Origin of the sequence: Streptomyces sp. KL116D, from assembly GCF_030766975.1 — a bacterium.
In the GTDB taxonomy this organism is placed as follows: domain Bacteria; phylum Actinomycetota; class Actinomycetes; order Streptomycetales; family Streptomycetaceae; genus Streptomyces; species Streptomyces longispororuber_A.
The window spans coordinates 17,565-44,128 of the sequence record NZ_JASERH010000012.1; the positions used below are offsets into that span (position 1 = coordinate 17,565).

Consider the following 26,564-nt stretch of genomic DNA (forward strand, 5'->3'; position numbering starts at 1 on the left):
GCACCGCCGCCAGAAGCCCGTACGACTCCCCGCAGGGACCGGACGGACTTCGCAGACCGGAGAATCCCCATGGACATAGCAACGCAACCACCCGCGCCACCGGCGCCCGCCGATCGCCCGACCCCAGCAGAGCAGAAGCGCGCCGCCCGCGGCGCCACCCGCCCCGGTGACCGTGTCTTCCTCGGTCTCTCGCGCGGCTCGGGCATCCTGCTGCTGGCGATCATGGCCGCGATCGCGATCTTCCTGACCTACCGCGCCTCGCTGGTCCTCTCGAAGAACGAGGGCAACTTCCTCACCACCTTCGAGTGGAACGCGACCGCGACCCCGCCCGTCTTCGGCATCGCCGTCCTCGCCTTCGGCACCATCGTCACCTCGATCATCGCCATGCTGATCGCGGTCCCGGTCTCCGTCGGCATCGCGCTGTTCATCACGCACTACGCGCCGAAGAAGCTGGGCGGCCCCATCGCCTACGTCATCGACCTGCTGGCCGCCGTGCCGTCCATCGTGTACGGCCTGTGGGGCGCCCTGTTCCTGGTGCCGCACCTGGAGGGCCTGTTCGGCTGGCTCGACGACTACTTCGGCTGGACCGGCATCTTCGCCTGGCAGGGCGGCGCCCCGCGCACCCTGCTCACCGTCGGCATCCTGCTCGCGATCATGATCCTGCCGATCATCACGAACGTCTCCCGCGAGGTGTTCCGGCAGGCCCCGCAGATGCACCAGGAAGCGGCCCTCGCGCTCGGCGCGACCCGCTGGGAGGTCATCCGCATGTCGGTGATCCCCTTCGGCCGCTCCGGTGTGATCTCCGCGTCGATGCTCGGCCTCGGCCGCGCGCTCGGCGAGACGATGGCCGTCGCCACGGTCCTCTCCCCCGACTTCCTGATCCACGCCAGCCTGCTCGACCCGGGCGGCGGCACGTTCGCGCAGAACATCGCCGCGAAGTTCTCCGAGGCCAACGACCAGGGCCGCGACGCCCTGATCGCCTCGGGTCTGGTCCTCTTCGTCATCACCCTGCTGGTCAACGGCGCAGCCCGGCTGATCATCGCCCGCCGCAAGGAGTACTCGGGGGCCAACGCATGAGCCACGCGACCGTACCTGTGAAGCGCCCCGACTCCCTGAGCGCCGCGCGCCTGCCCCGCTGGTCCCCCTGGGCCATCGCGGTCGGCTCGGTCGCCGCGGGCTGCGCGATCGGCCTCGGCGCCGGACTCGACAGCCGCATCCAGTGGGGCCTGATCGCCGCGCTGCTCTTCGTCGGCGTCACCTACGCCCTCGGCGCCAAGGTCGAGGGCCGGCGCCAGGCCAAGGACCGGGTCGCGACCAGCCTCGTCTGGGTCGCGTTCATCCTGGCCGTGATCCCGCTCGCCTCCCTGGTCTACGAGACCGTCGCCCGCGGCATCAAGGTGCTCGACGTCTACTTCCTGACCCACTCGATGGGCTTCGTCACCAGCTACGAGCCGGGCGGCGGCATCTACCACGCCATCCTCGGCACCCTGGAGCAGGTCGGCCTCGCCACCCTCATCTCGGTCCCGATCGGCCTGCTGACGGCGATCTACCTGGTGGAGTACGGCCGCGGCAAGCTCGCGAAGGCAGTGACCTTCTTCGTCGACGTCATGACGGGCATCCCGTCGATCGTCGCGGGCCTGTTCATCCTGTCCTTCTGGATCCTGATCCTCGGCTTCGGCTACTCCGGCTTCGCCGGCTCGATGGCCCTGTCGATCCTGATGATCCCGGTCGTCGTCCGCTCCACCGAGGAGATGCTCAAGCTCGTCCCGAACGAGCTGCGCGAGGCATCGCTCGCCCTCGGCGTACCGAAGTGGCGCACCATCCTCAAGGTGGTCCTGCCGACGTCGATCGGCGGCATCACCACCGGCGTGATGCTGGCGGTCGCCCGTATCGCGGGCGAGACGGCCCCGGTCCTGCTGCTGGTCTTCGGCAACCCGCTGATCAACGGCAACCCGTTCTCGGGCCCGCAGGCCTCGCTCCCGCTCTACATCTACGACCAGTACGCGAAGAGCGGCGGCAGCCAGGCGGCGTACGACCGCGCATGGGCCGCGGCCCTCGTGCTGATCGCCTTCATCATGATCCTCAATCTCGTGGCCCGCGGCATCGCCCGTTGGAAGGCCCCGAAGTCCGGTCGCTGAGGCGCCCGATATCCGGCTCCGCCGGGCGGGGCCATACGTAGCGACGCAATCGGAAGTGAACTGACTCATGGCCAAGCGAATCGATGTAAGCGGCCTGACCGCCTACTACAGCTCCCACAAGGCGATCGAAGACATCTCGATGACGGTCGAGCCCCGCTCGGTGACCGCCTTCATCGGCCCCTCCGGGTGCGGCAAGTCGACGTTCCTGCGCACCCTCAACCGGATGCACGAGGTCACCCCCGGTGGCCGCGTCGAGGGCAAGGTGCTCCTCGACGACGAGGACCTGTACGGCAGCCACGTCGACCCGGTCGCCGTGCGCCGCACGGTCGGCATGGTCTTCCAGCGCCCCAACCCCTTCCCCACCATGTCGATCTTCGACAACGTGGCGGCGGGTCTGCGTCTGAACGGCAGCTACAAGAAGTCCGAGCTGAACGACGTCGTCGAGAAGTCCCTCAAGGGCGCCAACCTCTGGAACGAGGTCAAGGACCGGCTGAACAAGCCCGGCTCGGGCCTGTCCGGCGGCCAGCAGCAGCGCCTGTGCATCGCCCGCGCCATCGCGGTCGAGCCGCAGGTCCTCCTGATGGACGAGCCGTGCTCGGCGCTCGACCCGATCTCGACCCTCGCCATCGAGGACCTGATCGGCGAGCTCAAGGAGCGCTTCACGATCGTCATCGTGACGCACAACATGCAGCAGGCGGCCCGGGTCTCGGACCGCACCGCGTTCTTCAACCTCGCGGCCGTCGGCCAGCCCGGCAAGCTCATCGAGATCGACGAGACGGAGCGCATCTTCTCCAACCCGTCGGTCCAGGCCACGGAGGACTACATCTCGGGCCGCTTCGGCTAGACCCGACTCCCCCCGACCCCTCGTGGTGCTGCATGGCGGTGCCACCACGAGGACACAGAGGGCCCGCCCCGGCCGGGGCGGGCCCTCTCCATGTACGGGTGGGCGCCCCGTGAGGGGCGCGGGGAACTGCGCGACCAGCCACAGAAAAGCCGCAGACGCCTCTGCTCGGTACATGAGCGGACGCGTCTGCGGCTCGTCGAGGGTTGCTCGCGCACCCGCGCCCCTTACGGGGCGAACCTCAGCCGAACGCCAGCCAGACGATCCCGTACGACGCGGCAGCGACCAGCGCCGCGGCCGGCATCGTGATGAACCACCCGATGACGATGTTCTTGGCGACACCCCAGCGGACCGCGTTCACCCGCTTCGTGGCGCCCACACCCATGATCGCCGAGGTGATGACGTGCGTCGTCGAGATCGGCGCGTGGAACAGGAACGCCGAACCGAACATGATCGACGCACCGGTCGTCTCGGCCGCGAAGCCCTGCGGCGGGTCCAGCTCGATGATCTTGCGGCCCAGCGTGCGCATGATCCGCCAGCCACCCGCGTACGTACCGAGCGACAGCATCACGGCACAGACGATCTTGACCCAGACCGGGATGGGGTCGCTGTAGGTCTCGTGACCGCCGATGACCAGCGCCATGACCACGATGCCCATGGTCTTCTGCGCGTCCTGGAGACCGTGGCCGAGGGCCATGCCGGCCGCCGAGACGGTCTGCGCGATACGGAAACCGCGCTTGGCCTTGTGCGGGTTGGACCGCCGGAAGAGCCACATGATGAGCGTCATCACCAGGTAACCGACGACGAGGCCGATCACCGGCGACGTGAACATCGGGATGACGATCTTCTCCCACACGCCGGACCAGTACACGGTGGTCCCGCCCGCGAGGGCAGCACCCACCATGCCGCCGAACAGGGCGTGCGAGGAGGACGACGGAAGTCCGAAGTACCAGGTGATGAGGTTCCACACGATGGCGCCGGCGAGGGCGGCGAACAGAATGCCCATGCCCTTGTCGCCCTCGGGCGTCGCGATGATGCCCTCACTCACCGTCTTGGCGACGCCGCTGCCGAGGAAGGCACCGGCGAGGTTCATCACCGCGGCCATGGCGAGCGCCGCGCGAGGCGTCAGCGCACGGGTGGAGACGGATGTGGCGATGGCGTTCGCAGAGTCGTGAAAGCCGTTCGTATACGTAAATCCGAGCGCGACGCCGATCGTCACGATCAGGGAGAAGGTGTCCATGAGCCGGCCTCAGGACTCCTTCACGGCGATGGTCTCCACCGTGTTGGCCACGTGCTCGAAGGCGTCCGCCGCCTCTTCCAGCACATCGACGATCTGCTTCAGCTTCAGCACCTCGATGGCGTCGTACTTGCCGTTGAAGAGCGTCGCGAGCAGCTTGCGGTGGATCTGGTCGGCCTGGTTCTCCAGCCGGTTGACCTCGATCCAGTACTCGGTGAGGTTGTCCATGGTGCGCAGATTGGGCATGGCCTCGGCGGTCAGCTCGGCCGCCCGGGCCAGGACCTCGATCTGCTGCTCCACACCCTTGGGCAGCTCCTCGACCTGGTAGAGGACGACCAGGTCGACGGCCTCCTCCATGAAGTCCATGATGTCGTCGAGGGACGACGCGAGGTTGTAGATGTCCTCGCGGTCGAACGGCGTGATGAACGAGGAGTTCAGCTGGTGGAAGATCGCGTGGGTGGCGTCGTCACCGGCGTGTTCGGCTGCCCGCATCCGCTCCGCGATCTCGGCCCGGGCGGAGGAATCCGCCCCGAGCAGTTCCATCAGGAGCTTCGAGCCCGTGACGATGTTGTCCGCGGATGCGGCGAACATGTCGTAGAAGCTCGTCTCCCTGGGGGTCAGACGAAAGCGCACGTGGGGTCCTCGGGGTGCTTTGGATTCGGTCAGGGTGATGCTAGGCGCATCATCCGGCCACGGCTAACCGGCGTTCCCCCAGTGTCGCCCATCAGGCACAGTGATCAGCACTGGGTCCCGCGAACCGGCCATCGCCGGGGAAAATCCGGTACCATATACCCACCGGGGGTATACGAATGACAACGGGAGGTCGGACACGATGACCATGGACGCGACACAAGCAGAACCCACGGCCGAGATCGTGACCGACCACGACCGCGGCATCCACGGGTACCACCACCAGAAGGAAGAGCACCTCAAGCGGCTGCGCCGGATCGAGGGCCAGATCCGCGGTCTGCAGCGGATGGTCGACGAGGACGTCTACTGCATCGACATACTCACGCAGGTGTCGGCCTCCACCAAGGCCCTGCAGTCCTTCGCGCTCCAGCTCCTGGAGGAGCACCTGCGGCACTGCGTCGCCGACGCCGCGGTCAAGGGCGGCGACGAGATCGACGCCAAGGTCGAAGAGGCCACGAAGGCCATCGCCCGCCTGCTGCGCACCTGACGCCGGCCGGCGTCAGCAGTCCTCGGGGTCGCCGGGCAGTTCCTCGGCGACCCTCAGCACCTCGTCGATCCGGTCCGCACTGAGCCGTCCCTCGGAGACGGCGGACGCCGCGATGATCAACTCGCCGCAGAGTTCGATCTCGGCGAGGGCGACGTGGTCCTGCACCGCCGTGCCACCCACCGGAGCCACGCTCATCACCTCTTCCGCGGTCGGCCGACTTCGTTCAGTCGACTTCCCAGAGTAGGGAGCGCCCTACGCACCGCGCATGGCACGGAAGAACCATTTCCGGCCCCTACTTCTCGGCGACCTTCCCCGCGAAAATGTCCTTCTTGTCCGGCAGTTCGACGTTCGCGGGCTTCCCGAACCCGTACAGCAGGGTCGTGGACGAGACCGCCGTCGTGCCGTTCTTCCGCTGCCCCGCGGTGAAGCTGAACCGGTGCCGGACCTTGCGGATCAGCCCCTCGTCGTCGAGGTACACGTCGAACGGCACGCCCGACCTGGCGAACCCTTTCGCCGCCGCGGCGAGCGCGCCCCGGTTCCCCGCGGACGCGGCCCTCGCGGCGGCGCCGAGGTCGATGTCCCCCTTGTAGTGCCGCGTCGGTACGCCCGCGACGTCGCTCTCCCCCACGTAGGTCACCTGGCGCGCGCCGCGCAGCAGTTCGGCCGCCGCGAGCGGATCGGTGGCACCGCCGGTGACCAGGTTCCCGTCCGTCAACGACGCGGTGTCGACCCGCACCCACTTGTCGGCGGGCACCCCGGCGCCCCGGTTCTTCATGTAAAGGGCGCCGGGCGCGAGGAGTTCGGTGATCGGCCGGTGCTCCTCGGCGCCGGCCGCGTCCTGCGGCAGCTGCACCTTCAGCTCGCCGAGTCCCTTGCGGTAGTCGTAGAGACCGACGCCGCGGATCGTCACCCGGGTCCCGCCGCTGGCCATCTCCATCGACGTACGCGCCTGGGAACTGCCCTCGCGCACCAGCCGATCGGCCGCCAGGCGCACCGTCCGGGCCGGATCCGCGCTCCGGTCGCCCGCTTCCGCGCCGCCACCGCACCCGGTGGCACCGGCCACGATTCCCGCCACGGCGACGGCCGCCGCCGCTCTCCTCGCCGGGTGTCCGTGCTGCTGCACCACCATCGCTTGTCTACCCCCAAGCAGTCCGTGCGTCGTCCGGTTAACGACCGGTAGGGACACCCGTCACGCGAACGGGGGGTTTACATCGGGCCGCTACCGTGGCCGGGTGGCACAACAGCAGCACGAGCATGCGACGACGGTCGTGGAACAGGGCCGGTTCTGCCTGGCCCGCTGCACCTGCGGCTGGCGCGGCCCGGCCAGGAGGGCGCGGAGCAAGGCCCGTTCGGACGCGGAGGAGCACCACCGCTCCGGTTGAGGCACACTCCGGGAACCCCCGGCCCCCGGATCCCGTCTCGTACCCCGGGACACCCGGACACCACGGGGTCGAGGGATCCGAGGGAGACACCCATGCGGCGGCGTACGTTCATAGCGGCTTCGGCGGCACTCACGGCGGGCGCGACGGCGGCCTGCAGCTCCGGCGGACCAGGCGGCTCCGACGGCGGGACCGCCGGCCGCACACCGGTCGGCTCCACCGCCGCGAGCGCGTCGACGACGACGCGCGGCGCGGCGAACCTGGACGCGCTCGCCAAGGACCTCGACGGTTCGCTGGTCCGCCCCGGCCAGTCGGCGTGGGCGGCGGCCCGCCAGCTGTACAACACCCGCTACGACTCCCTGAAGCCGACGGCGGTCGCGTACGTCGCGGGCCCCGACGACATCCGTACGACCCTGGCCTACGCCCGCGCCCACAAGGTGCCGGTCGCGATCCGCAACGGCGGCCACTCGTACGCGGGCTGGTCGTCGGGCGACGGCCGGCTGATCGTCGACGTCTCCCGCATGAAGACGGTCCGCGCCTCCGGGAACGAGGCGGTGGTCGGCGCGGGCGCCAAACTCATCGACGTCTACCGGGCGTTGGCGGCCAAGGGCGTGACGATCCCGGCCGGCTCCTGCCCCACGGTCGGCGTCTCCGGACTCACCCTCGGCGGCGGCCACGGAGTGGTCTCGCGCGCCTACGGCCTGACCTGCGACAGCCTCACCGGGGCCACCCTGATCACGGCGGACGGCAAGCAGCTGACCGCCGACGCGAGCACGAACAAGGACCTGTTCTGGGCGCTGCGCGGTGCGGGCAACGGCCAGTTCGGCGTGGTCACCGAGCTCCGCTTCAAGACGCACCCGGCGCCGCAGGGCGTGTCCGCGTACATGACGTGGCCGTGGTCGAAGGCGGCCACGGTCCTCAAGGCGTGGCAGAAGTGGGGCCCCGACCAGCCCGACGAGATCTGGTCCTCCCTACACGTCGCGAACGCCGTGGGCGGCCGCCCCACGATCTCCGTCGCCGCCTTCTCGCTGGGCACGTACACCGAGCTGCAGAACGCGGTGGACCGGCTCGCCGACGGCCCCGGCGGCCCCGGCCCGGCCACCTCGGTCTCCCTCAAGCGCCGCTCGTACGAGGAGTCGATGGAGGTGTACGCGGGCTGCTCGGCCTTCTCCACCGACGCCCAGTGCCATCTGCCGGGCGCCACGCCAGGCCGCTCCCCGCAGGGCGCGCTGCAGCGCGAGACGTACGCGGCGCACTCGGACTTCTTCGACCGCTCCCTGTCGGACGCGGGGGTGCGCGCGCTGCTCAGGCAGCTGGAGACGGTGTCGGCGGGCGCGGGTTCGGTGGCGCTGACGGCGCTGGGCGGCGCGGTCAACCGGGTCGACCCGACGGCCACGGCCTTCGTGCACCGCCGCTCGCGGATGCTCGCCCAGTACATCGTGTCGTGGCAGCCCGGCACGTCCGGCACGGCGGCCCGCGCCTGGCTGAAAAAGGCGCACGACGCGATGGGCCCGTACGCGTCGGGGGCGGCCTACCAGAACTACACGGACGCGACCCTGACGGACTGGAAGCAGGCGTACTACGGCGCCGCGGCGGCCCGGCTGACCAAGGTGAAGAAGACGTACGACCCGTCGGGGTTCTTCGCGTTCCCGCAGTCGCTGTAGGAGTCCTGCGCGGGGCCGGTCCGGCGAACCCCCGCCCCGTATGGCCCACGCGACACGCCCTCGGGTGGCCCGGACTCCCGGCCGGGGTTGCCCTGAACCTATGAACACGCCCCGAATAGTCGCCGCCACGGCCGCGACCGCCGCCGTCCTGACGCTGGGCGCGGGCACCGCGGCCGCTCTTGACGACGGATCAGCCCATCCGGCGGCGGGCCTGCTGGCCACCGCGTCCGCCGCGGTCGCCGTCGCGGCCGGCGCCACGGGAACGGCGCTGGCCCGCAGCGGAGCGGCTAGGCGGCCAGATCCCGCTCCTCCGCGGGCTCCGCGGACTCCCGGGCCCCAGGAAGCCCCACCGCTCCGGACGCCGACGCCGCAGCCGTAGGCGACCAGACGAGCCGGGACAGCTTCCCCGTCCGGCCGATCGCCCTCGCCACCGGCGTGAGCAGGGCGGACGCGAGCGGCGAGAGCAGCAGCGCGACGGCGGTGCCGAGCGCGAACCCGCCGATGACATCGGTCGGGTAGTGCACGCCCATGAAGACCCGGCAGAACCCTTCGAGGACGGCGAGGCCGAGCCCGACGAAGCCGAGCTTCCGGTTCGCCACGAAGACGGCCGCGCCCAGGGCCATCGCCATGGTCGCGTGGTCGCTCACAAAGGAGAAGTCGTTCTTCCCGGTCACCAGGACGGTCAGTCCGTCGTGGTCCTTGAAGGGCCGCGGGCGCTCCACGAACGACCGGATCGGCACGTTCACGAGCACGGCGACGGCGGCGGCGAGCGGCGCCCACACGACGGCGGCCACGGACGACGCGGCGTCGTCGAGGGTCTCCCGCTTGCGGGCCCCCCACCAGCACCACAGGACGACGAGGACGAGGCCGAGCAGGATCCCGTACTCGCCGACGAACTCCATGACCCGGTCGAACCAGCCCGGGGTGTCGTCCGTCAGCCCGTTGATGTCGTAGAGCAGCGAGACGTCAGGGTTCGACCCGGAACTCATCTGTGCCTCGAGTCCAGCCATGATTCAGCGGCCCCTTCGTCTTCAGCCACCCCCGTGGTCGTTTTCCGGTTCAGCAAGAGGAACGCACGGTCCCACTCCCTACGTTCCACGCTCCACCGAATGATCACGCAGACGTTATCGAAGAGAGACACAAACCCGCAGCTCAGGGCCCGGGGTTAACAGAGAGTTCAAGCCACGTCACACTTCGGGTGAGGGCGTCGGCAGCGCTTTCGCGCCATCCTCCGTCACCCTCGTCGCCCCGAAGTAGTCCGGGGTGTCGATGGGGTCGAACCGGATGACGGCACCCGGTCTCGGCGCGTCGATCATGTAGCCGCCGCCCACGTAGAGCCCCACGTGCCGGATCGCCCGGCTGTTGGTGAGGTCGTCCGAGAAGAACACGAGGTCGCCCGGCAGCAGCTCGTCCCGCTTCGGGTGCGGTCCCGCGTTGTACTGGTCGTTGGCGACGCGCGGCAGCTCGACGCCGACCGTCTCGTACGCGGCCTTGGTCAGCCCGGAGCAGTCGAACCGGCCGCCCTGGTCGGCGGTCCCGTTCCCGCCCCACAGGTACTCGGTGCCGAGCTTCTTCTGTGCGTAGTAGATGGCGGCCGCGGCCTGCTGCGAGGGCTGCACCCGCCCGACGGGTCTGGCGAAGCTCTTCTCCAGCGTCGTGATGGTCTTCACGTAGTTCTGGGTCTCGCGGTAGGGCGGCACGCCCTTGTACTTGATGACGGCGTACGCGCCCGCGTTGTAGGCGGCCAGCATGTTCTTCGTCGGATCGCCGGGCGCGTCCTTCACGTACTTGGCGAGCTTGCAGTCGTACGAGGCCGCCGAGGGGATCGCGTCGTTCGGGTCCCAGATGTCCCGGTCCCCGTCGCCGTCCCCGTCCACGCCGTGCGCGGCCCAGGTCCCGGCGATGAACTGGGCGATCCCGTACGCCTTCGCGGGCGACTTCGCGTTCGGGTTGAACCCGCTCTCCTGGTAGAGCTGGGCGGCGAGCAGCGCCGGGTTGATGGCGGGGCACATGTTCCCGTACTTCTGCACCAGCGACTGGTAGGCGGCGGGCACCGCGCCCTTGGCGAGCCCCACGGCTCCTTGCCCGACCCCGTTGGTCAGGCTGCCGGCCGCCATGTACGTCCCGACGACGAGCAGGGTCACGAAACCGGTCCCGCCCGCGACGGCCGATCCCGCGACGATCCACGCCTTACGCACCGTCAACCGCCTCTCGCCACCCGCGCATCGGGAAGGAACCCGGGCGGCAGTTTACGGGCGGACCCCGCCCGTCAGGGAGCGTTCCGACCACCCCGGCCGGTCCACCCCGTCCCATCCGGCCATTCCAGGCACGCCCTGTTCACACAGGTCAGAGCCGTTCGGCCGTCCCACCGTCCCGCATCTCCCGGCAGCTCTTCCGCTGCCCGCGCGGCGCCGGTTCTTCTGGTGTCACCGCAGGCCGCACCGGCCGCGGCGACACCCATCACGATGACGCTCCACACGACCCACGGGGGACCACCATGTTCCGCAAGCGCACCCGCTCCACCGTCCTCGCCGCCGTCGGCCTCGCCGCGGCCCTGTCCCTGACGGCCTGCGACAACGGGGACGACGCCACCCCACCGAGCCCGGCGGACTCCCCGACGGCGTCGGCCCCGGCGTCGCCGGCCGACAGCACCGGCGGGCCGACCGGCTCGGCCACCGGAGGCACCGGCACCACAACCGGCGCGAAGTCGGCCCTCTGCACCACCGCGAACCTCACCGTCACCGCGGTCGACAACACCGTCGAGGGCGACACCCAGGGCGTCGTGACGGTCCAGCTCGCGAACAAGGGCCCCAAGTGCCGCATCCACGGCTTCCCCGGCGCCGACCTGAAGACCTCCGCGGGCACGGTCTCCCTCCCGCGCTCCGGCGAGCGGGCCTACCCGGCGGACCTGGCCACCGGCGCGTCCGCCGCCTTCAACATCTCGTTCCCGGTGAACGACAGCGGCGGCTCCGGCGTCCGCCCGACGCAGATCGTCGTCACGCCCCCGGACGAGACGCACTCGGCCACCGTCGCCTGGCCCGCGGGCACCCTGCCGGTCACCGACGGCGGCGACTCGGGCAAGCTGACGGTCGGCCCGGCGAACCGCGTCGGCTGACCTCCCGTTTCACCCGCCGCTCCCCTTCCCGCCGCCGCTCATTGCTCCGGGTAACCCCACGTGATACACAGAGTGACCGTACGTTCCTTCGTATACGGAACCGTCTCACCAGGCGACCCGACAGCCACGGCAGCGTAGGAACTCGGCCAACGAATGGCGCCAATGCGGCAGGCAACAGCGCCAATCTGGGCAAGAATGAGCCTGACCTCTGCGCTGCGGCGGGGGCGACAGAACTACCCACATGGGGCGGTGAGTTACACATGCTGCTGGCAGCCGAAAAGGGCGACATCACGACCATCATCGGCGGGATCGCCCCCGACTGGGGGCCGTTCGGGACACTGGGCAACGAGGCACGCGTGATGATCGAGGTCATCATGGCGGTCGCGATCCTGCTCTGTCTCGGCATCGCGATCTGGGGTGCGGCCAAACAACGCATCGGGGCGACGGCGCTGCGCGACACCTTCAGCGCCGAGCAGGGCAAGGGCCTGATCATCGCGGGCCTGACCGGGGTGTTCCTGATCGGATCCCTCGGCACCCTGTTCACCATCGTGTACGGCATGGCCGTCTAGCCCGCCGGCCCCACCGGTCCCGCACGCCGTACGTCCTGCGGCCGAGGGACCGTCAGTTTCCGGCCGGTCCCACCCGGTTATCCCTTCCTCGCCCTCTATCCCACCTGTCCCGTCGTGCCCAACGGCTGAGGTTGCGTCTCCCTGATGTCGAGTCACCACACCGCGCCCGCGCGGGAACCAGCACGGCTACCGTCGTATCTGGCGTATGCGGCGGTTCAGCAAGAGGTTGAGGGGGCGTGCGCGCAATGAGTCTCGACGACCGGCATGACGACGACCTCTACGGCGGTACGGGGCAGACCCGGACGCGGCTCCCCGAGGGTTCGGGGGGCGACGTGTACGGCGGGGCACGCAGACCGGGACGTTCGTCGTCCCGGTCCCTCGTCACCGTGGTCGGGGTCGTGGTGCTGCTCATCGCGGCCATCGCGTTCGCGAACCGGGGCGACGAGGGGGCCTCCGGCGGTGAGGGCGGGAGTTCCGGTTCCGCCGCGAAGTCGTCGCCCACGGCGCCGACCGGCACGAAGCCGGTCGACTCCGGCTTCGCCCACGACGAGCAGGGGGCGCAGTCCGCTGCCGCGAACTATGCGGTTCGGCTCGGCGGGGACGGGATGTTCAACGCCGCCGAGCGTCGCCGGATCATCCAGGACCTGGCTGACGCCAGTTCGCGTGACCGCTTGCAGTCCGGCTTCGATGCCGACTACTCGGAGTCGTTCCTCAAGTCGGTCGGGCTCGACGCCGACGGGCGGGCTCCCGCGGGCACCACGTTCGTGAACCGTACGTTGCCCGCAGGCACGAAGACGACCAGCTATTCCAGCAGCGGCGCCACCATCGAGGTCTGGTGCAACGGACTGTTCGGGCTCACCGGCGAAACCTCCAAGAACCCGGTGACCACGAGCTGGTTCACCGTGACCATGAAGTTGAACTGGAACGACGGCTGGAAGGTCCTCGAAACCCGCCAGAAGACCGGCCCCACTCCCGTCAACGGCGACAACCCCGTTTCCGGCTCCGACGAGATCGGCGACGCGGTCAAGGACTTCGGAGGGTTCACCTATGCCCGGTAGCCCACGCCGCGTACTCAAGGTCACCGCTGTCGTCGCCGCCGCGCAGACCGCGGTGGTCCTCCTCTCGGCACGCGCCTTCGCCGCCCCTGAGGACGATCCTTGCAGCCTCATCGCGGGGCCGGCCAAGAAGTACTGCGAACGGGACGACAAGAGCGGCGGAGGCGGCGGCGGGCCCGCCACGCCCGACGTCACCAACCCGCTCGACCCCCTCTCCAGCCTCGCCAAGGGCTGTGCCGACGCCGCGTCCTGGACCGTCGACCAGCTCAGTGAGGCCGTGAAGAAGACCGCCGAGGTCGACTTCACCAACCCCAAGTTCCTCCAGCAGTACGCCGTCGTGTTCGCCGCGTCGACCGTGCTGACGCTGCTGCTGTGGCTGATGGCCGTGGCCAAGCGGGCGGTGCGCGGCGTGCCGCTGAGCACCGCCCTGTCCGAGGCCGTCGGCTTCCTCTGGCTGACCGTGCTGGCCTCCGCGTTCACCCCGCTCATCCTGTACACCGTCGTCTCGGCCACGGACGGCGTCACCGACGTCCTGGCGAAGGCCACCGGGAACCAGACGGACACGTTCTTCGGGACGTTCTCGGAGGCGCTGAAGAAGGGCGACGACATCGGCGGCGGCCCGATCATGCTGATCGTGGTGTCGCTCGTGTCGATCGTCGCCGCCGGAGTGCTCTATCTGGAGCTGTACCTGCGCGCCGTCCTGCTCTACGTCGGCGCGCTGCTCGGCGTCGTCGTGTACTCGGGGCTCGTCGACAAGAACCTGTGGGGCCACGTCCGCCGCTGGGTCGGGATCATGGTCGCCGTCATCCTGGTGAAACCGGTCATCGTGATCGTGCTGGGCCTCGCCGGGGCGCTGTCCAGCAGCGACGACGGTCCCGACTCGCTGGCCGCCGTCGTCTCCGGGCTCGCCATCGTGCTGCTCGCCATCTTCGCGAGCGGCATGATCTACCGCTTCGTACCGGGCTTCGGCGACGAGATGGCCAACGTGCGCAAGAACCGGATCATGCAGGGCGCCGAGGGCAAGGCGGCCGCCGCGTTCACCTCGCCCGCCGCCCTCGTCTCGCAGGGCATCAAGACCCACAGCTCCCGCGCGGACAGCGGAGGTTCCGGCAACGGCGGCGCCAGCCAGGCCCGCCCGGCCAACCCCGCGTCCGGCGGCGTGGCCGCGCACAGCACGCGCCCGGCCGCTTCAGGGGGCGGCGGCGGAACTGTCCCCTCCGCCGCACCCCCGCCCCGTACGAGCCCCACGAACACCCCGCACGCGAGCAGGAACCGCGGTAGTGGCAACAACAGCAACGGCAACAGGCAAGGAGGTGCAGGGCGTTGACGACCCAGTCCCACGTGTCCCCTCCGGTCACGCCCCGCCGCACATATCTGATCGGCCGCGCCCGGCCGAACGCGATCGTCGGCAGGAACCGCGAGTCGGGTGAACTCGCGCTGATCATCGCGGGTGCCTTCATCGGCATGATGTGCGGGCTCCTCGTGCCCGTCCTGTCCCTGCGGATCGTCATGCTCATGGGCTTCCCGCTGCTCGCGCTCGCCGCGGTCTACGTCCCGTACCGCGGCCGCACGTTCTACAAGTGGTTCGAGATCAACCGGAGTTACAAGCGCCGGCTGAAGCGCGGCACCGCCTACCGCGCCCGCACCATGGAGGCCGGCACCCGGCTCGACGGGCGCGAGGTCGAGGTCGGACCGCCGCCCGGCATCGGACGGCTGACGTGGCTCGCGGCGCCGTTCGGGCCCGACGAGATCGCCGTCCTGCTGCACGCCGACCGGCGCACGGTGACCGCGGCCATCGAGATCGAGGGCCCCGGCGTCGGCCTGCGCGACTCCGAGGACCAGGAGGCCCTGGTCGACCGGTTCGGGACGCTCCTGAAGCACGTGGCCAACGGGGACGGGTTCGTCACCCGCCTCCAGATGCTCGCCCGGACGCTGCCCGCCGACCCCGACGCGCACGCCAAGGACGTCGCCGTCCGCGGCGACGACCGGGCGCTGGGCTGGCTGCAGGAGTCGTACGACCAACTGCAGTCCATGGTGTCCACCAGCAGCGAGCAGCACCGTGCCTACCTCGTCGCCTGCATGCACTACACGCGCGAGCTGGCCGCCGAGGCGAACGCCATGGCGCGCGCCAGCCGCCCCACGGCGGGCCGGAAGGTCGACCGGGACGCCGGTCTCGCCGTCGTCATGGCCCGTGAACTGACCGACATCTGCTCGCGGTTGCAGGAGGCGGACATCCGCGTGCGCCAGCCGCTGGGGCAGGGCAGGCTCGCGTCGCTCATCCACTCCATGTACGACCCGGACCACCCCATCGACCACATCCAGGCGATGACGAAACGCAATGCCTGGCCCGCCGAGCTGGACGCCATGGAGCCGACGTACTTGCAGGCGAAGACCCGCGAGTCGTCGACCCGCGCGCCCTGGTGCCACGCGACGGCCTGGGTGAAGGAGTGGCCGATGACGCCGGTGGGCGTGAACTTCCTGGCGCCGCTCCTCGTCCACACCCCGGACGTCATCCGCACCGTCGCCGTCACGATGGACCTCGAACCCACCGAGGTCGCCATCGAGCGGATGCTGACCGAGAAGACGAACGACGAGGCGGAGGCGTCCCGCGCCGCGAAGATGAACCGGACCGTCGACCCCCGCGACATCGCCGCCCACGGCCGCCTCGACCAGCGCGGCGAGGACCTGGCGAGCGGCGCGGCCGGGGTCAACATCGTCGGCTACATCACCGTCTCGTCCCGCAACCCGGACGCGCTCGCCCGCGACAAGCGCACCATCCGCGCCTCCGCGGGCAAGTCGTACCTGAAGCTGGAGTGGTGCGACCGCGAGCACCACCGGGCGTTCGTGAACACCTTGCCGTTCGCCACCGGCATCCGACGGTAGTAAGGAAGGCGCACACATGCGGGACCCGCTGTCGATGCTCACGGACGCCTTCACCTCCTTCCTGTTCGGCAAGGTGGAGACGACCCGGCTGCCGGTGCGCACGTCCACCGGCCAGGCACAGGCCGTCTACCTCCCGACCGCCGCGCCGGGCCTCGGCGACTCGGGCGTGATCATCGGACGCGAGGTGTACTCCGGCAAGGGCTACATCTACGACCCCTTCCAGCTGTACGGGCAGCAGCTCCCCGCCCCGCACTGGCTGGTGCTCGGCGAGTCCGGGAACGGCAAGTCCGCGCTGGAGAAGACGTACGTGCTGCGCCAGTTGAGGTTCCGCGACCGGCAGGTCGTCGTCCTCGACGCGCAGGGCGAGGACGGCGTCGGCGAATGGAACCTCATCGCCCAGGAGCTGGGGATAACTCCCATCCGGCTCGACCCGACGGCCGCCCTGGACATGGGGATCCGCCTCAACCCGCTCGACCCCGCGATCACGACGACGGGCCAGCTGGCGCTGCTCCGCACGATCATCGAGGTCGCGATGGGCCACGGCCTCGACGAGCGCTCCGGCTTCGCGCTCAAGGTCGCGCACGCCTACGTCAACGAGACGATCGTGGAGCGCCAGCCCGTCCTGACCGACATCGTCGAGCAGCTGCGCCACCCCGAGCCCGAGTCGGCCGAGGCCATGAACGTGGCCATAGAGGACGTACGGGCCTGGGGCCTGGACGTCGCGCTCGTCATCGACCGGCTGGTCGACGGTGACCTGCGCGGCATGTTCGACGGTCCGACGACGGTCGGCATCGACCTCGACGCCCCCCTGATCGTCTTCGACCTGTCCCACATCGACCGCAACTCCATCGCGATGCCGATCCTGATGGCGATCGTCGGCGTCTGGCTGGAGCACACCTGGATCCGCCCCGACCGGAAGAAGCGCATCTTCCTCGTCGAGGAGGCCTGGCACATCATCAACTCGCCCTTCGTGGCGCAGCTGTTCCAGCGGCTGCTGAAGTTCGGCCGGCGCCTCGGCCTGTCCTTCGTGGCGGTCGTCCACCACCTGTCCGACGTGGTGGACGGGGCGGCGGCCAAGGAGGCGGCGGCGATCCTGAAGATGGCCTCGACCAGAACCATCTACGCCCAGAAGGCCGATGAGGCGAGAGCGACCGGCCGGGTCCTCGGCCTGCCCCGCTGGGCGGTCGAGATCATCCCGACGCTCACCCCCGGCATCGCGGTCTGGGACGTCAACGGCAACGTCCAGGTGGTCAAACACCTGGTCACGGAGACCGAGCGCCCACTCGTCTTCACCGACCGCGCCATGACGGAGTCCTCCAGCGACCCGGTCGGCGACGACGCCCTGTACGCGGCCGAACTGGAGGCGGAGGAGCGCGCCGCGGCCTTCGTCGAGCAACGCCTCAGCGATTCCTCCGAGTCCACGGTGGCCTGATGATGCGGGACGAACGCGGGTACCGGGACGGCGGCGAGCGCGCCCGGGGCGTCCCGGACGGGCTGCTGATCGGCGTCGTGGCGTTCCTGCTGGGCATGACGATCCTGGTGTGGACGGCGACGGGCCTGTCGGGCCTCTTCGCCAAGGGCTCCTGGCCCGCGGACGTGACGTTCGGCCACACCCCGCTGGCCATGCGCTCACTGATCGCCCGCCCCCACGACATCCCGGGCGCCTGGCCCAACACCCCCGCCGCCCAGCTCTCCGGCTACGGCCTCTTCTGGGGCCTCCTCATCGGCCAGCTGATGATCCTGGTGGTCCTGACGGTCTTCGTGGCCGGAACGACGGCCCGCTGGCGTGCGGTACGAGCAACCCGCCGCACCACCATGCCTCCGGCTACCACCGCTGATACGGCTGAGGCTGCGGTCGACCGGGAGACGGCGCCCCGTCAGGGGCGCGGGGCTGTGCCTGATAACGGCTCCGCCGCGGGGCGCGACCAGCCCCCGACAACGGTCGGACAAAAAGAAACCCCAGCCGGGCACACGCTGGAAAAGCCCCCGTCCGACCCCACCCCACCCCTGACGCCCACCCCGGTACCCGCCCCGAGAGGCCCCCTCCACCTGGGCCCCCCGGACACCCGCCACCCCCTCGCCGTACAGGCCATCCACGACGCAGAGGGCCCGGCCCTGGTCATCACCTCGTCCCCGGACGTGTGGGCCGAGACCAAGGACGCCAGGTCCAAGCTCGGCCCCGTCCTCCTCTACGACCCCTCGCACCTGTGCGACACCCCGGCCCGCCTGCACTGGAACCCCGCCGCGGGCTGCGCCGACAAGCAGACGGCGGCCACCCGCGCGGCAGCGCTCCTCGCCCCCATAAGGCCCACCGCCCGCCTTGACTCGGCCCTCGCCGAGACGGCGGAAACGCTCCTCCGCTGCTACCTGCACGCCGCGGCGGTCGACGGCAAACCGTTCCGCCACGTCCACCGCTGGGCCCAGGGCACCCAGGTCCAGGACGCCGTACGCATCCTCCGTACGCATCCGAAAGCCTCGGCCGGCGCCGCGGGCGAGCTCGAAGCGGCGCTCACCGCGCACCCCGAACGTCGCGACATCGCGCAGGAGTTGACGGCCCGCGCGCTGTCCTCGCTCTTCTCGGTCCACATCCGTGAGGCGTGCACCCCCAACCGAACTGATGCGCTCACCTTGGATTCCTTCGTGGACGAGGGGGGCACGCTTTATATGGTCGGGGAAGCCATCGAGGATCCCAAGGCGAACCCGGGCGCGATGCCGCTCCTGACGGCCCTCGCCTCGAGCGTGGTCGAGCACGGCCGGCGCATGGCCGAACGGTCACCTGCCGGTCGGCTCGACCCACCAATGACGTTCGTCCTGGACGACGTCGCGGCAGTGGCTCCGCTTCCCCAGCTGCCGGAGCTGCTGGCCACCGGAGCGGACCGGGGCATGGTGACCCTGGCCCTGCTCCGGTCCAGGGAACAGGGCCGCACCCGCTGGCCGGACGCCGAACTCCCGGTCGTCTAGCGTTCGTTCGCGTAGAGCCGGAGGAACGTCCGCACGCCGCTGTCGACCCGCGCGTCCACCTCGGACTCGGCCATCGGCACCACTCCGAAGAACGTGTCCACGGTGACGGACCCGGCGATGAGCAGGGTGAAGTACCGTGCCGCCTCCGCAGCGTTGGCGTCGTCGACGGCCAACAGGCCCTGTGCGCCCAGCTCGGCGAGCCGCAGCCGCACCGCCTCGGTCACCGCACGCGGCCCGATCCGCTGCCACTCCTCGATGACGTCGGCGGGCAGGTGTGGGCCCTCCGAGATGATCTGCCGGACGAGCAGCATGTGCGGGCCGTGCTCGCCGCGCCGTCCCATCCACTCCCGGGCGAACGCGGTGACGTCCTTGTCGAGGTCGGTCACCTTGCCCAAGTGCCGTTCGATGATGGCGACATGGGCCGCCGTGACCGCGGCGGCGCTGTCCATGAGGACCTCGCGGAACAGGTTCTCCTTGCCGCCGAAGTGGTTGTAGAGGGTGCGGGTGGAGACGCCGGCCTCGGCCGCGATCTCGTCGATCCCGGCCCGGGTGTAGCCCTCGCGCCCGAAGACCGTGCGCGCCCCGCGCAGCAGCGCCTGCCGCTTCTCCAGCGTGCCCTTGCGCTGCTGCCCGCCCTGTTCGCGCTTCGCCCGCTCCGCCATGCCCACGCTCCTCCGCTCCCGTCCAGCCTAGGCACAGAGACCTAGGTACAACGACCGTTGCACTTATTACAACCACCGTTGTAGCTTACGGCCATGGCAACCGAATCCCAGGGTTCGGCGGCCCGCGAAGTCGGCGGCGGCCGCCCCACCCCCACCCTGATCGTCGTCCTCCTCGGCATGCTCACGCTGCCGATGGCCATGTCCGGCACCACCGTGGCCCTGCCCCGGATCGGCGCCGACCTCGACGCCTCCGGCGCGGCCCTGCAGTGGGTGGTCGTCGGCTACTTCCTCGCCGCCTCCTCGTTCATGCTGGTCGCGGGCTCGCTCGGCGACCTCTACGGGCGCCGCCGGATCCTCACGGCGGGCGCCACGGTGTACACGGCCGGCACCCTCGCCTCGGCCCTCGCCCAGAACGTCCTGCTGCTCGACGCGGCCCGCCTGCTGTCCGGTGTCGGCGCCGCGGGCGTCATGGCGAGCGGCGGCTCCCTGCTCGCCGCGACCTTCACCGGCCGGGCCCGCACCCGCGTCTTCGCCTCGCTCGGCACCACGGCCGGCCTCGGCCTCGCCTTCGGCCCGACCTTCTCCGGCTGGACGGTCGACGCCCTCGGCTGGCGGGCCACCTTCCTGTCCTACGTCGCCGTGGGCGTCGTCATCGTCGCCGGTACGCGCCTGATGGCCGAGTCACGGGCGGACGTCAGGCCCCGCGTGGACAAGGCGGGCGCGGCGGCGTTCATCGCGGGCCTGGCCCTCGCCCTGTTCGCCGTCACCCAGGGCTCCAAGTCCGGCTGGGGCTCGGCGCAGACGCTGGTCCCCGCGGCGTCGGCCGCCGCCCTGCTCGTGACGTTCCTGCGGATCGAGCGGCGCCTCGTCCGGGCCGGCTCCGGGCGGCGCCCGATCCTCGACGTCCGGCTCGCCCGCAACCCCGCCTTCCTCGGCTGGGCCGTCGGCTCGTTCGGGCTCGGCGCGGGCACCACCGGCGTCCTCGCCTTCCTGCCCACCTACCTCCAGGGCGCGAACGGCACGTCGGCCCGCGCGGCCGGCCTGACCCTGCTCCTGATGACCGTCCCGGTCCTCGCCCTGCCGCCGCTCGGCGCCCGGCTCGTCAACCGCGGCGTCCCGGCCCGCCACCTCCTGGTCCTGTCCCTGCTGCTGATCGCGGCGGGCAACGCCTGGCTCACCACGCTCCACCCCGGCATCTCCACCGCCGCACTGGCCGGGCCGCTCCTGACGATCGGCGCGGGCCAGGGCCTGTCCATCGGCATCATCGACGCCCAGGCCATGTCGATGGTCGCCCCGTCCGAGGTCGGCATGGCCTCCGGCTTCCTCAACACGGTGCGCGGCGGCACCGGCGCGGTGATGCTCACCGTGTTCGGCGCCCTCCTGCTCGCCTCCCTCGAATCCCGCCTCGGATCGGGCGGCCTGGCCGACCGGGTGACCGCGGGCGCCGGCGGTCACGCACCGGAGTTCACGGCGGCGTGGCAACTGACGCTGTGGGCCGTGACCGGCCTGATGACAGTGCTCGCCCTCGTCGTCCACCGGCTGCTGAGCCCGGCCGCCGGCCGGCGTTCCGCACGGCGGAGCGACCGGGCCCGGCCCACGGCCGAGCGCACCGGGACACCCCCGTACACGAAGACGACCCGAACGGCCTGAACAACCCGAACGACGTGAACGACCCGAGATCCCCCACCCGAAGGAGAACCCCCAGATGTCCAGCACCCAGCCCCTGCGCGTGGCGATCGTCATCGGCTCCACCCGCGACGGCCGCCTCGCCCCCACCGTCGGCACCTGGTTCACCGGACAGGCCGCGGCCCACGCCCCCGACACCCACTTCGACGTCATCGACCTGGCCGACCTCGACCTGCCCGACGCCCACCCCGCCTGGGGCCACGAACACACGGCGCCGCAGGCCGAGTTGGCGGCCCGTGTCGAAGCCGCCGACGCATACGTGATCGTCACGCCCGAGTACAACCACAGCTTCCCCGGCCATCTGAAGCACTTCATCGACCTGCACCACACCGAGTGGAGGGCCAAGCCGGTCGGCTTCGTCTCGTACGGGGGCGTGGCGGGAGGCCTGCGCGCCGTCGAGCAACTGCGTCTCGTCTTCGCCGAGTTGCACTGCGCCACGGTCCGCGACGGCGTCAGCTTCCACAAGGCGCACGACGGCCTCTTCACCGAGGGCGGCCCGGCCCACGACGAGCAGGGCGCGGCCGGCGCGGCCAAGGTCATGCTCGACCAGCTGGACTGGTGGGCCCGCGCCCTGCGCACGGCGCGGGCCGAAACCCCGTACGGCTAACTCTCCTTTGAACTCCCTCAACTCTTCTTGAGCTCGCTCAACTCTTCCTGAGCTCCATCTCGCGCTCCAGCTTCGAGGGGTCGCCCGCCATCGGGACGGCCCCTCCGGTGCGTACGAAACCGTATCGGCGGTAGAACGCCTCGGCCCGCGCGTTGTCCTCGTGCACGTAGAGCCGCACCCGGTCGATCCCGTCGATCGTCCAGGCCCACTCCACGGCGGCGTCGAAGAGCCCCCGGACCACGCCGCCGCCGCGTGCCTCCGGCCGCACGTACACCCCGACGACCGCGCCCTGCCGCCGCTCCACCGGGTCCCCGAAGTAGTCCTTCGCCCCGGCCTCCTCGACGAGCAGCACCACGGACCCGACGAGCCGCCCGCCGGACGCCTCCGCCACGAACTGCCGGGCCCACGTCCCGTGCGAGTTGCCCGCGGCCCGGTCCCGCCAGAAGTCGTCCGGCCGCGCGACCGCTTCCTCGTACGTCTCCAGGAACGCGATCGACGCCGCCTCGTCGCGCAGCGCGGCCAGCCGCAGCTCCTTGACCGCCCGCCACTCGTCGGCCCGGACCGGGCGTACGTCCACGTCGCTCATGCGCCCGATCCTCGGGGCCCGTACGCCCGGCCGCAAGCGAATTCCGTTCCGTTGCCACCCACCCCACCCGCGCCCACCCCGACCAGCCGCCCCACGCGCCCATGGCGGCCAGCCGCACCGGCACCTGCCCCACCCTGAGCTCCCTGACCCTCCGCTGAACGCCCCGGCCACCGCGGCCCGCACACGCGCTTGGGGGGCAGGTCGTACCCCGGTACTACGCCGCCCTCCGAACGGGAGCCCCTGGTCCGACGCCCACGCACCCGCCCGATCCCTACCTTCGACGCATGACGATCCAAGCCCACGGACTCACCAAACGCTACGGCGACAAGACCGTCGTCGACGACCTCACCTTCACGGTCGAGCCCGGCACGGTCACCGGATTCCTCGGCCCGAACGGCGCCGGCAAGTCCACCACGCTGCGCATGCTGCTCGGCCTGGACGCCCCGACCGCCGGCCGCGCCACCATCGGCGGCCGCCCGTACGCCGACCACCCGGCCCCCCTCACCGAGGTCGGCGCGCTCCTGGAGGCGAAGGCCGTCCACCCGGGCCGCACCGCCTTCCACCACCTCATGGCGCTCGCCCACACGCACGGCATCCCGCGCTCCCGCGTCGAGCAGGTCCTCGACCTGGCCGGCCTGACGGACGTGGCGGGCAAGCGGGTCAAGGGCTTCTCCCTCGGCATGGGGCAGCGGCTCGGCATCGCCGCGGCGCTCCTCGCCGACCCGGCAGCCATCGTCCTCGACGAACCGGTCAACGGGCTCGACCCCGAGGGCGTCCTGTGGATCCGCAACCTCCTCAAGTCCCTCGCCCAGCAGGGCCGTACGGTCCTGGTCTCCTCCCACCTGATGTCCGAGATGGCGTTGACCGCCGACCACCTGGTCGTCATCGGCCGCGGCCGCCTCCTCGCCGACACCACGGTCGCCGACCTCGTCCGCACCTCGGGAGCGGCCTACGTCAAGGTCGTCACGCCCGAGGCCGCCCGCCTGCGCGACCTCCTGACCGCCACCGGCGTCACGGACACCGAGGTCACGGCCGGCGAGGCGCCGGGAACGCTCCACGTGCACGGTCCCGACGCCCCCGAGATCGGCACCCTGGCCGCCGCCCACGGCGTACCCCTCTTCGAACTCACCCCGCAGGCCGCCTCGTTGGAGCAGGCCTTCATGAACCTCACCCACGACGCCGTCGAGTACCAGGCGGCCGCGCCCACGGCAGGAGCCGCAGCATGAGCGCCCCCACGACCGCCTACGCGGTGACCACCCCGCGCGTCCTGCACGCCGAATGGCACAAGCTCCGCACCCTGCGCAGCACGTGGTGGACCCTGGGCCTCTCGGTCGCGCTCGTGGTCGGCGTCGGCCTGATGATGGGCTCCACCTACGACGGCGACGACGCGAACATCGACACCATCGTCTTCACCCTCTTCGGCACCCAGCTCTCCCAGATCTGCATCGCCGTCCTCGGCATCCTGATCACGGCGAGCGAGTACGCGAACGGCCTGGTCCGCGCCACCATGGCGGCCGTGCCGCGGCGCCTGCCCGTGCTCTGGTCGAAGGCCGCCGTCTTCACCGCCGTGGCCTTCGCCGTCACGTTCGCCACGAACGTCGGCACGTTCCTGCTCGCCCAGATCTGGCTCTCCGACACCGACAAGGCCCTGTCCCTCACGGACTCCGGCGTCCTCGGCGCCCTCGCGGGCAGCGCGGCGGGCATCACCCTCCTCAGCCTCATCGCGCTCGGCCTCGGCGCGCTGTGCCGCTCGGTCCCGGCGGCCATCGGCGCCTTCATCGGAGGCGTGATGATCCTCCCCGAGGTCCTCCAGATGATCAGCTTCGACCCCGTGCAGAGCGCCGTGAAGTACTTCCCGACCAAGTCCGCGGAAGCCCTCGGCTCGATCGCCCCGGTCGCCGACCACAACGGCGCGGGCGCCGGCCTCGTCGCCCTGGTCCTGTGGGCGGCCGCCACCCTCGCCGCGGCGGCCCTCCTTCTCAAGCGCCGCGACGTGTGACCAGGATGTCCCGGTGACGTCATCGCCCTCCCAGCCCGACTCCGAGGAGCAGGAGCCGCTCTCGCGGCTCCTGCAACGCACCGCCCAGCGGGTGCGCGCCTACGACCGGCGCCACCCGCTGCCGTGGGACCTGTCCGTGGCGGGCTTCTTCGTCATCGCCGCCCTCATCGACTACTCGGGCGGCGGCTGGCAGAACATAGCCCACAACACCCACGTCCCCGGCCGGCTCGTCCTCTTCCTGAGCCTCGCCCTGTCGGTCCCGCTGCTGTGGCGCCGCACCCACCCCATGGCCGCCCTCACGGTCATGGTGACGGCGGGCATCGTGAACAGCGCCACCGGCGCCGTCCTCCAGGCCGCGCTCCTCCAGCTGTTCGTCGTCTTCAACGTGGCCCTGCGCTCCCGCATCCGCACCCTCGTGCTGTGCTGCGCGATGACGATGGTCCCGGTCCTGGTCGGCGTGGCCCGCTATCCGAAGGGAAGCTGGGACCAGCAGGTCGTCCCCCAGATCTGGGCCCTGGCCCTGGTCGCCGTCCTCGGCCTCGCCATCCGCAGCCGCCAGGACTACACCAACTCCCTGGTCGAGCGCGCCCGCCAGCTCGAAGTGGAACGCGACCAGCAGGCCCGGCTCGCGACCGCCGCCGAACGCTCCCGGATCGCCCGCGAGATGCACGACATCATCGGCCACAACCTCTCCGTCATCACGGGCCTCGCCGACGGCGGCTCCTACGCGGCCGCCCGCAACCCCGAGCGGGCGGGCCAGGCCCTCACCGCGATCGCCACCACCAGCCGCCAGGCCCTCACCGAACTCCGCCGCCTGCTGGACGTCCTGGGCGCGGAAACTCCCGCGCAGACCGCCGAGTTGACCCCGCAGCCCATGCTCACGGACCTCGACGCGCTGATCGACGGCGTCCGCACGGCGGGCCTCCCCGTCGAGGTGACCCACCACGGCACCGAGCCCGCCGACCTGCCGCCCGGCACCCAACTGGCGTTGTACCGCATCGCCCAGGAGGCCCTCACCAACACCCTGAAGCACGCGGGCCCGCAGGCCACCGCCACGGTCGACCTCGCCCACGCCCCGGACGCCGTCACCCTCACGGTCTCGGACACCGGCCACGGCGGCACCCCCGCGCCCGGCGGCCGGGGTCTCACGGGAATGCGTGAGCGAACTTCCCTCTACGACGGCACACTTGAGGCAGGTCCCCGGCCCACCGGCGGCTGGCGGGTCACCGCCCGGCTCCCTCTCCCTAAGGACACCTCAAGGTGACTTCGGTCCTCATCGTCGACGACCAGCCCATGCAGCGCTTCGGCTTCCGCATGCTCCTGGAGAGCCAGGACGACCTGAAGGTGGCCGGCGAGGCGGGCACGGGGACGGACGCGGTCCGCCTCGCGGCCGAACTCCGCCCCGACGTCGTCCTGATGGACATCCGCATGCCCGGCATGGACGGCATCGAGGCCACCCGCCGCGTCGTCTCCACCGGCGACGACGGCCCGCGCGTCCTGATCCTCACCACGTTCGACATGGACGAGTACGCGTACGCGGGCCTGCGCGCCGGCGCCTCCGGATTCCTCATCAAGGACGCGCTCCCGGAGGAACTCCTCGCCGGCATCCGCGCCGTGGCGGCCGGCGACGCGATCGTCGCCCCCAGCCTGACCCGCCGCCTCCTGGACGCGTACGTCGACCATCTCCCGGCAGCCCCCGGTACGGCCCCTGGCCCGGACCCCCGCATCGCCTCCCTCACCGACCGCGAACGCGAGATCCTCACCGTCATCGCGCAGGGCTGGACGAACTCGGAGATCGCCCAGCGGCTTCACCTGGCGGAATCGACGGTGAAGACCCACGTCTCCCGCATTCTGGCGAAGACCGGAGCACGGGACCGGGTGCAGGCGGTGATCGTGGCGTACGACGCGAAATTGGTGGAGCCGGCATAACGCGCCGGTATAACCGGTCGCTATAACGCAGAAAAGCCCCGGACCGTGTCCCGGTCCGGGGCTTCTCTCAAAATTT

The 26,564-nt window shown here is 70.9% G+C and carries 27 protein-coding genes; 19 read left to right on the top strand and 8 right to left on the bottom strand.

Annotated elements, in window-relative coordinates:
* Window positions 1-69: 69 nt before the first annotated feature.
* The 3 genes from pstC (at window position 70) to pstB (ending at window position 2,982) form a co-directional block, all read left to right on the top strand.
* Window positions 70-1,077: a phosphate ABC transporter permease subunit PstC gene (pstC, locus tag RBJ77_RS03925; protein WP_255976717.1), complete on the top strand. Its 1,008-nt coding sequence runs from the start codon at window positions 70-72 to the stop codon at window positions 1,075-1,077.
* Window positions 1,074-2,138: a phosphate ABC transporter permease PstA gene (gene pstA, locus RBJ77_RS03930; RefSeq protein ID WP_372343709.1), complete on the top strand. Its 1,065-nt coding sequence runs from the start codon at window positions 1,074-1,076 to the stop codon at window positions 2,136-2,138. Before pstC ends, pstA begins: the two co-directional genes overlap by 4 nt.
* A 67-nt stretch (window positions 2,139-2,205) precedes the next feature.
* Window positions 2,206-2,982, top strand: a complete 777-nt coding sequence (gene pstB, locus RBJ77_RS03935) for a phosphate ABC transporter ATP-binding protein PstB (protein ID WP_255976720.1) — start codon at window positions 2,206-2,208, stop codon at window positions 2,980-2,982.
* Between the two features lie 238 nt (window positions 2,983-3,220).
* Here the strand turns inward: pstB and RBJ77_RS03940 are convergent, their stop codons facing one another.
* Both RBJ77_RS03940 and RBJ77_RS03945 read right to left on the bottom strand, forming a co-directional pair.
* A complete protein-coding gene (locus RBJ77_RS03940; RefSeq protein ID WP_255976722.1) occupies window positions 3,221-4,219 on the bottom strand; it encodes an inorganic phosphate transporter in 999 nt (332 codons plus the stop codon).
* Between the two features lie 9 nt (window positions 4,220-4,228).
* Window positions 4,229-4,849, bottom strand: a complete 621-nt coding sequence (locus tag RBJ77_RS03945; RefSeq protein WP_111665497.1) for a DUF47 domain-containing protein — start codon at window positions 4,847-4,849, stop codon at window positions 4,229-4,231.
* 205 nt (window positions 4,850-5,054) lie between these two features.
* Between RBJ77_RS03945 and RBJ77_RS03950 the strand changes: the two genes are divergently transcribed.
* The gene (locus RBJ77_RS03950) at window positions 5,055-5,393 is read left to right on the top strand and encodes a metal-sensitive transcriptional regulator (protein WP_372343710.1); all 339 of its coding nucleotides are present in this window, start codon (window positions 5,055-5,057) and stop codon (window positions 5,391-5,393) included.
* A gap of 12 nt (window positions 5,394-5,405) precedes the next feature.
* Here RBJ77_RS03950 and RBJ77_RS03955 read toward each other — a convergent pair whose 3' ends face one another.
* Both RBJ77_RS03955 and RBJ77_RS03960 read right to left on the bottom strand, forming a co-directional pair.
* Complete coding sequence (locus RBJ77_RS03955; protein WP_255976729.1) at window positions 5,406-5,588, bottom strand: hypothetical protein; 183 nt, start codon at window positions 5,586-5,588, stop codon at window positions 5,406-5,408.
* Between the two features lie 97 nt (window positions 5,589-5,685).
* Window positions 5,686-6,522, bottom strand: coding sequence for a hypothetical protein (locus RBJ77_RS03960; protein WP_372343711.1), 837 nt, complete (start codon window positions 6,520-6,522; stop codon window positions 5,686-5,688).
* Between the two features lie 103 nt (window positions 6,523-6,625).
* Between RBJ77_RS03960 and RBJ77_RS03965 the strand changes: the two genes are divergently transcribed.
* The gene (locus RBJ77_RS03965) at window positions 6,626-6,775 is read left to right on the top strand and encodes a hypothetical protein (RefSeq protein WP_255976733.1); all 150 of its coding nucleotides are present in this window, start codon (window positions 6,626-6,628) and stop codon (window positions 6,773-6,775) included.
* 92 nt (window positions 6,776-6,867) lie between these two features.
* Window positions 6,868-8,436, top strand: a complete 1,569-nt coding sequence (locus RBJ77_RS03970) for an FAD-binding oxidoreductase (RefSeq protein WP_372343712.1) — start codon at window positions 6,868-6,870, stop codon at window positions 8,434-8,436.
* Between the two features lie 287 nt (window positions 8,437-8,723).
* Here the strand turns inward: RBJ77_RS03970 and RBJ77_RS03975 are convergent, their stop codons facing one another.
* Window positions 8,724-9,446, bottom strand: coding sequence for a phosphatase PAP2 family protein (locus tag RBJ77_RS03975; protein ID WP_372343713.1), 723 nt, complete (start codon window positions 9,444-9,446; stop codon window positions 8,724-8,726).
* A 177-nt stretch (window positions 9,447-9,623) separates the two neighbouring features.
* A complete protein-coding gene (locus RBJ77_RS03980; RefSeq protein ID WP_372343714.1) occupies window positions 9,624-10,634 on the bottom strand; it encodes an NlpC/P60 family protein in 1,011 nt (336 codons plus the stop codon).
* Window positions 10,635-10,933: 299 nt separating this feature from the next.
* On the opposite strand from RBJ77_RS03980, the gene RBJ77_RS03985 reads away from it, so the two are divergent.
* The 7 genes from RBJ77_RS03985 (at window position 10,934) to RBJ77_RS04015 (ending at window position 19,019) form a co-directional block, all read left to right on the top strand.
* Complete coding sequence (locus tag RBJ77_RS03985) at window positions 10,934-11,551, top strand: DUF4232 domain-containing protein (protein WP_372343715.1); 618 nt, start codon at window positions 10,934-10,936, stop codon at window positions 11,549-11,551.
* 260 nt (window positions 11,552-11,811) lie between these two features.
* Window positions 11,812-12,120 carry a hypothetical protein gene (locus tag RBJ77_RS03990; protein WP_255976741.1) on the top strand — a complete coding sequence of 103 codons (309 nt, stop codon included), beginning with the start codon at window positions 11,812-11,814 and terminating at the stop codon, window positions 12,118-12,120.
* 245 nt (window positions 12,121-12,365) lie between these two features.
* Window positions 12,366-13,178, top strand: a complete 813-nt coding sequence (locus tag RBJ77_RS03995) for a hypothetical protein (protein ID WP_372343726.1) — start codon at window positions 12,366-12,368, stop codon at window positions 13,176-13,178.
* Window positions 13,168-14,502, top strand: coding sequence for a hypothetical protein (locus RBJ77_RS04000; RefSeq protein ID WP_372343716.1), 1,335 nt, complete (start codon window positions 13,168-13,170; stop codon window positions 14,500-14,502). The genes RBJ77_RS03995 and RBJ77_RS04000 overlap by 11 nt, the downstream gene beginning before the upstream one ends.
* Complete coding sequence (locus RBJ77_RS04005) at window positions 14,499-16,058, top strand: SCO6880 family protein (RefSeq protein WP_372343717.1); 1,560 nt, start codon at window positions 14,499-14,501, stop codon at window positions 16,056-16,058. Before RBJ77_RS04000 ends, RBJ77_RS04005 begins: the two co-directional genes overlap by 4 nt.
* Before the next feature lie 16 nt (window positions 16,059-16,074).
* Window positions 16,075-17,490, top strand: a complete 1,416-nt coding sequence (locus RBJ77_RS04010) for an ATP-binding protein (RefSeq protein ID WP_255983439.1) — start codon at window positions 16,075-16,077, stop codon at window positions 17,488-17,490.
* Window positions 17,490-19,019: a type IV secretory system conjugative DNA transfer family protein gene (locus tag RBJ77_RS04015; protein WP_372343718.1), complete on the top strand. Its 1,530-nt coding sequence runs from the start codon at window positions 17,490-17,492 to the stop codon at window positions 19,017-19,019. Before RBJ77_RS04010 ends, RBJ77_RS04015 begins: the two co-directional genes overlap by 1 nt.
* Here the strand turns inward: RBJ77_RS04015 and RBJ77_RS04020 are convergent.
* Complete coding sequence (locus RBJ77_RS04020; RefSeq protein WP_372343719.1) at window positions 19,016-19,681, bottom strand: TetR/AcrR family transcriptional regulator; 666 nt, start codon at window positions 19,679-19,681, stop codon at window positions 19,016-19,018. The genes RBJ77_RS04015 and RBJ77_RS04020 overlap by 4 nt on opposite strands.
* Before the next feature lie 93 nt (window positions 19,682-19,774).
* Here RBJ77_RS04020 and RBJ77_RS04025 point away from each other — a divergent pair, with 93 nt between their 5' ends.
* Window positions 19,775-21,331 carry an MFS transporter gene (locus RBJ77_RS04025; protein WP_372343720.1) on the top strand — a complete coding sequence of 519 codons (1,557 nt, stop codon included), beginning with the start codon at window positions 19,775-19,777 and terminating at the stop codon, window positions 21,329-21,331.
* Between the two features lie 55 nt (window positions 21,332-21,386).
* Window positions 21,387-21,974, top strand: coding sequence for an NADPH-dependent FMN reductase (locus tag RBJ77_RS04030; protein WP_372343721.1), 588 nt, complete (start codon window positions 21,387-21,389; stop codon window positions 21,972-21,974).
* 37 nt (window positions 21,975-22,011) lie between these two features.
* On the opposite strand, the gene RBJ77_RS04035 is transcribed toward RBJ77_RS04030, so the two are convergent.
* Window positions 22,012-22,569: an N-acetyltransferase family protein gene (locus RBJ77_RS04035; protein ID WP_372343727.1), complete on the bottom strand. Its 558-nt coding sequence runs from the start codon at window positions 22,567-22,569 to the stop codon at window positions 22,012-22,014.
* A gap of 275 nt (window positions 22,570-22,844) precedes the next feature.
* On the opposite strand from RBJ77_RS04035, the gene RBJ77_RS04040 reads away from it, so the two are divergent.
* Genes RBJ77_RS04040 through RBJ77_RS04055 form a run of 4 tightly spaced genes read left to right on the top strand, consistent with a single transcriptional unit; the run spans window position 22,845 to window position 26,488 of the window.
* Entirely contained in the window at window positions 22,845-23,786 is a 942-nt protein-coding gene (locus tag RBJ77_RS04040; RefSeq protein WP_372343722.1) for an ATP-binding cassette domain-containing protein, read from the top strand.
* Window positions 23,783-24,559, top strand: coding sequence for an ABC transporter permease (locus RBJ77_RS04045; protein ID WP_372343723.1), 777 nt, complete (start codon window positions 23,783-23,785; stop codon window positions 24,557-24,559). Before RBJ77_RS04040 ends, RBJ77_RS04045 begins: the two co-directional genes overlap by 4 nt.
* Window positions 24,560-24,572: 13 nt before the next feature.
* Window positions 24,573-25,823, top strand: coding sequence for a sensor histidine kinase (locus RBJ77_RS04050; protein ID WP_372343724.1), 1,251 nt, complete (start codon window positions 24,573-24,575; stop codon window positions 25,821-25,823).
* Window positions 25,820-26,488, top strand: coding sequence for a response regulator (locus RBJ77_RS04055; protein WP_372343725.1), 669 nt, complete (start codon window positions 25,820-25,822; stop codon window positions 26,486-26,488). Before RBJ77_RS04050 ends, RBJ77_RS04055 begins: the two co-directional genes overlap by 4 nt.
* Window positions 26,489-26,564 lie beyond the last annotated feature (76 nt).

Coding starts and splice junctions, on each gene's coding strand:
- pstC (WP_255976717.1), top strand. CDS start 70: ATGGACATAGCAACGCAACCACCCGCGCCACCGGCGCCCGCCGATCGC.
- pstA (WP_372343709.1), top strand. CDS start 1,074: ATGAGCCACGCGACCGTACCTGTGAAGCGCCCCGACTCCCTGAGCGCC.
- pstB (WP_255976720.1), top strand. CDS start 2,206: ATGGCCAAGCGAATCGATGTAAGCGGCCTGACCGCCTACTACAGCTCC.
- RBJ77_RS03940 (WP_255976722.1), bottom strand. CDS start 4,219: ATGGACACCTTCTCCCTGATCGTGACGATCGGCGTCGCGCTCGGATTT.
- RBJ77_RS03950 (WP_372343710.1), top strand. CDS start 5,055: ATGGACGCGACACAAGCAGAACCCACGGCCGAGATCGTGACCGACCAC.
- RBJ77_RS03955 (WP_255976729.1), bottom strand. CDS start 5,588: ATGAGCGTGGCTCCGGTGGGTGGCACGGCGGTGCAGGACCACGTCGCC.
- RBJ77_RS03960 (WP_372343711.1), bottom strand. CDS start 6,522: ATGGTGGTGCAGCAGCACGGACACCCGGCGAGGAGAGCGGCGGCGGCC.
- RBJ77_RS03970 (WP_372343712.1), top strand. CDS start 6,868: ATGCGGCGGCGTACGTTCATAGCGGCTTCGGCGGCACTCACGGCGGGC.
- RBJ77_RS03975 (WP_372343713.1), bottom strand. CDS start 9,446: ATGGCTGGACTCGAGGCACAGATGAGTTCCGGGTCGAACCCTGACGTC.
- RBJ77_RS03985 (WP_372343715.1), top strand. CDS start 10,934: ATGTTCCGCAAGCGCACCCGCTCCACCGTCCTCGCCGCCGTCGGCCTC.
- RBJ77_RS03990 (WP_255976741.1), top strand. CDS start 11,812: ATGCTGCTGGCAGCCGAAAAGGGCGACATCACGACCATCATCGGCGGG.
- RBJ77_RS03995 (WP_372343726.1), top strand. CDS start 12,366: ATGAGTCTCGACGACCGGCATGACGACGACCTCTACGGCGGTACGGGG.
- RBJ77_RS04000 (WP_372343716.1), top strand. CDS start 13,168: ATGCCCGGTAGCCCACGCCGCGTACTCAAGGTCACCGCTGTCGTCGCC.
- RBJ77_RS04010 (WP_255983439.1), top strand. CDS start 16,075: ATGCGGGACCCGCTGTCGATGCTCACGGACGCCTTCACCTCCTTCCTG.
- RBJ77_RS04015 (WP_372343718.1), top strand. CDS start 17,490: ATGATGCGGGACGAACGCGGGTACCGGGACGGCGGCGAGCGCGCCCGG.
- RBJ77_RS04020 (WP_372343719.1), bottom strand. CDS start 19,681: ATGGCGGAGCGGGCGAAGCGCGAACAGGGCGGGCAGCAGCGCAAGGGC.
- RBJ77_RS04025 (WP_372343720.1), top strand. CDS start 19,775: ATGGCAACCGAATCCCAGGGTTCGGCGGCCCGCGAAGTCGGCGGCGGC.
- RBJ77_RS04030 (WP_372343721.1), top strand. CDS start 21,387: ATGTCCAGCACCCAGCCCCTGCGCGTGGCGATCGTCATCGGCTCCACC.
- RBJ77_RS04040 (WP_372343722.1), top strand. CDS start 22,845: ATGACGATCCAAGCCCACGGACTCACCAAACGCTACGGCGACAAGACC.
- RBJ77_RS04045 (WP_372343723.1), top strand. CDS start 23,783: ATGAGCGCCCCCACGACCGCCTACGCGGTGACCACCCCGCGCGTCCTG.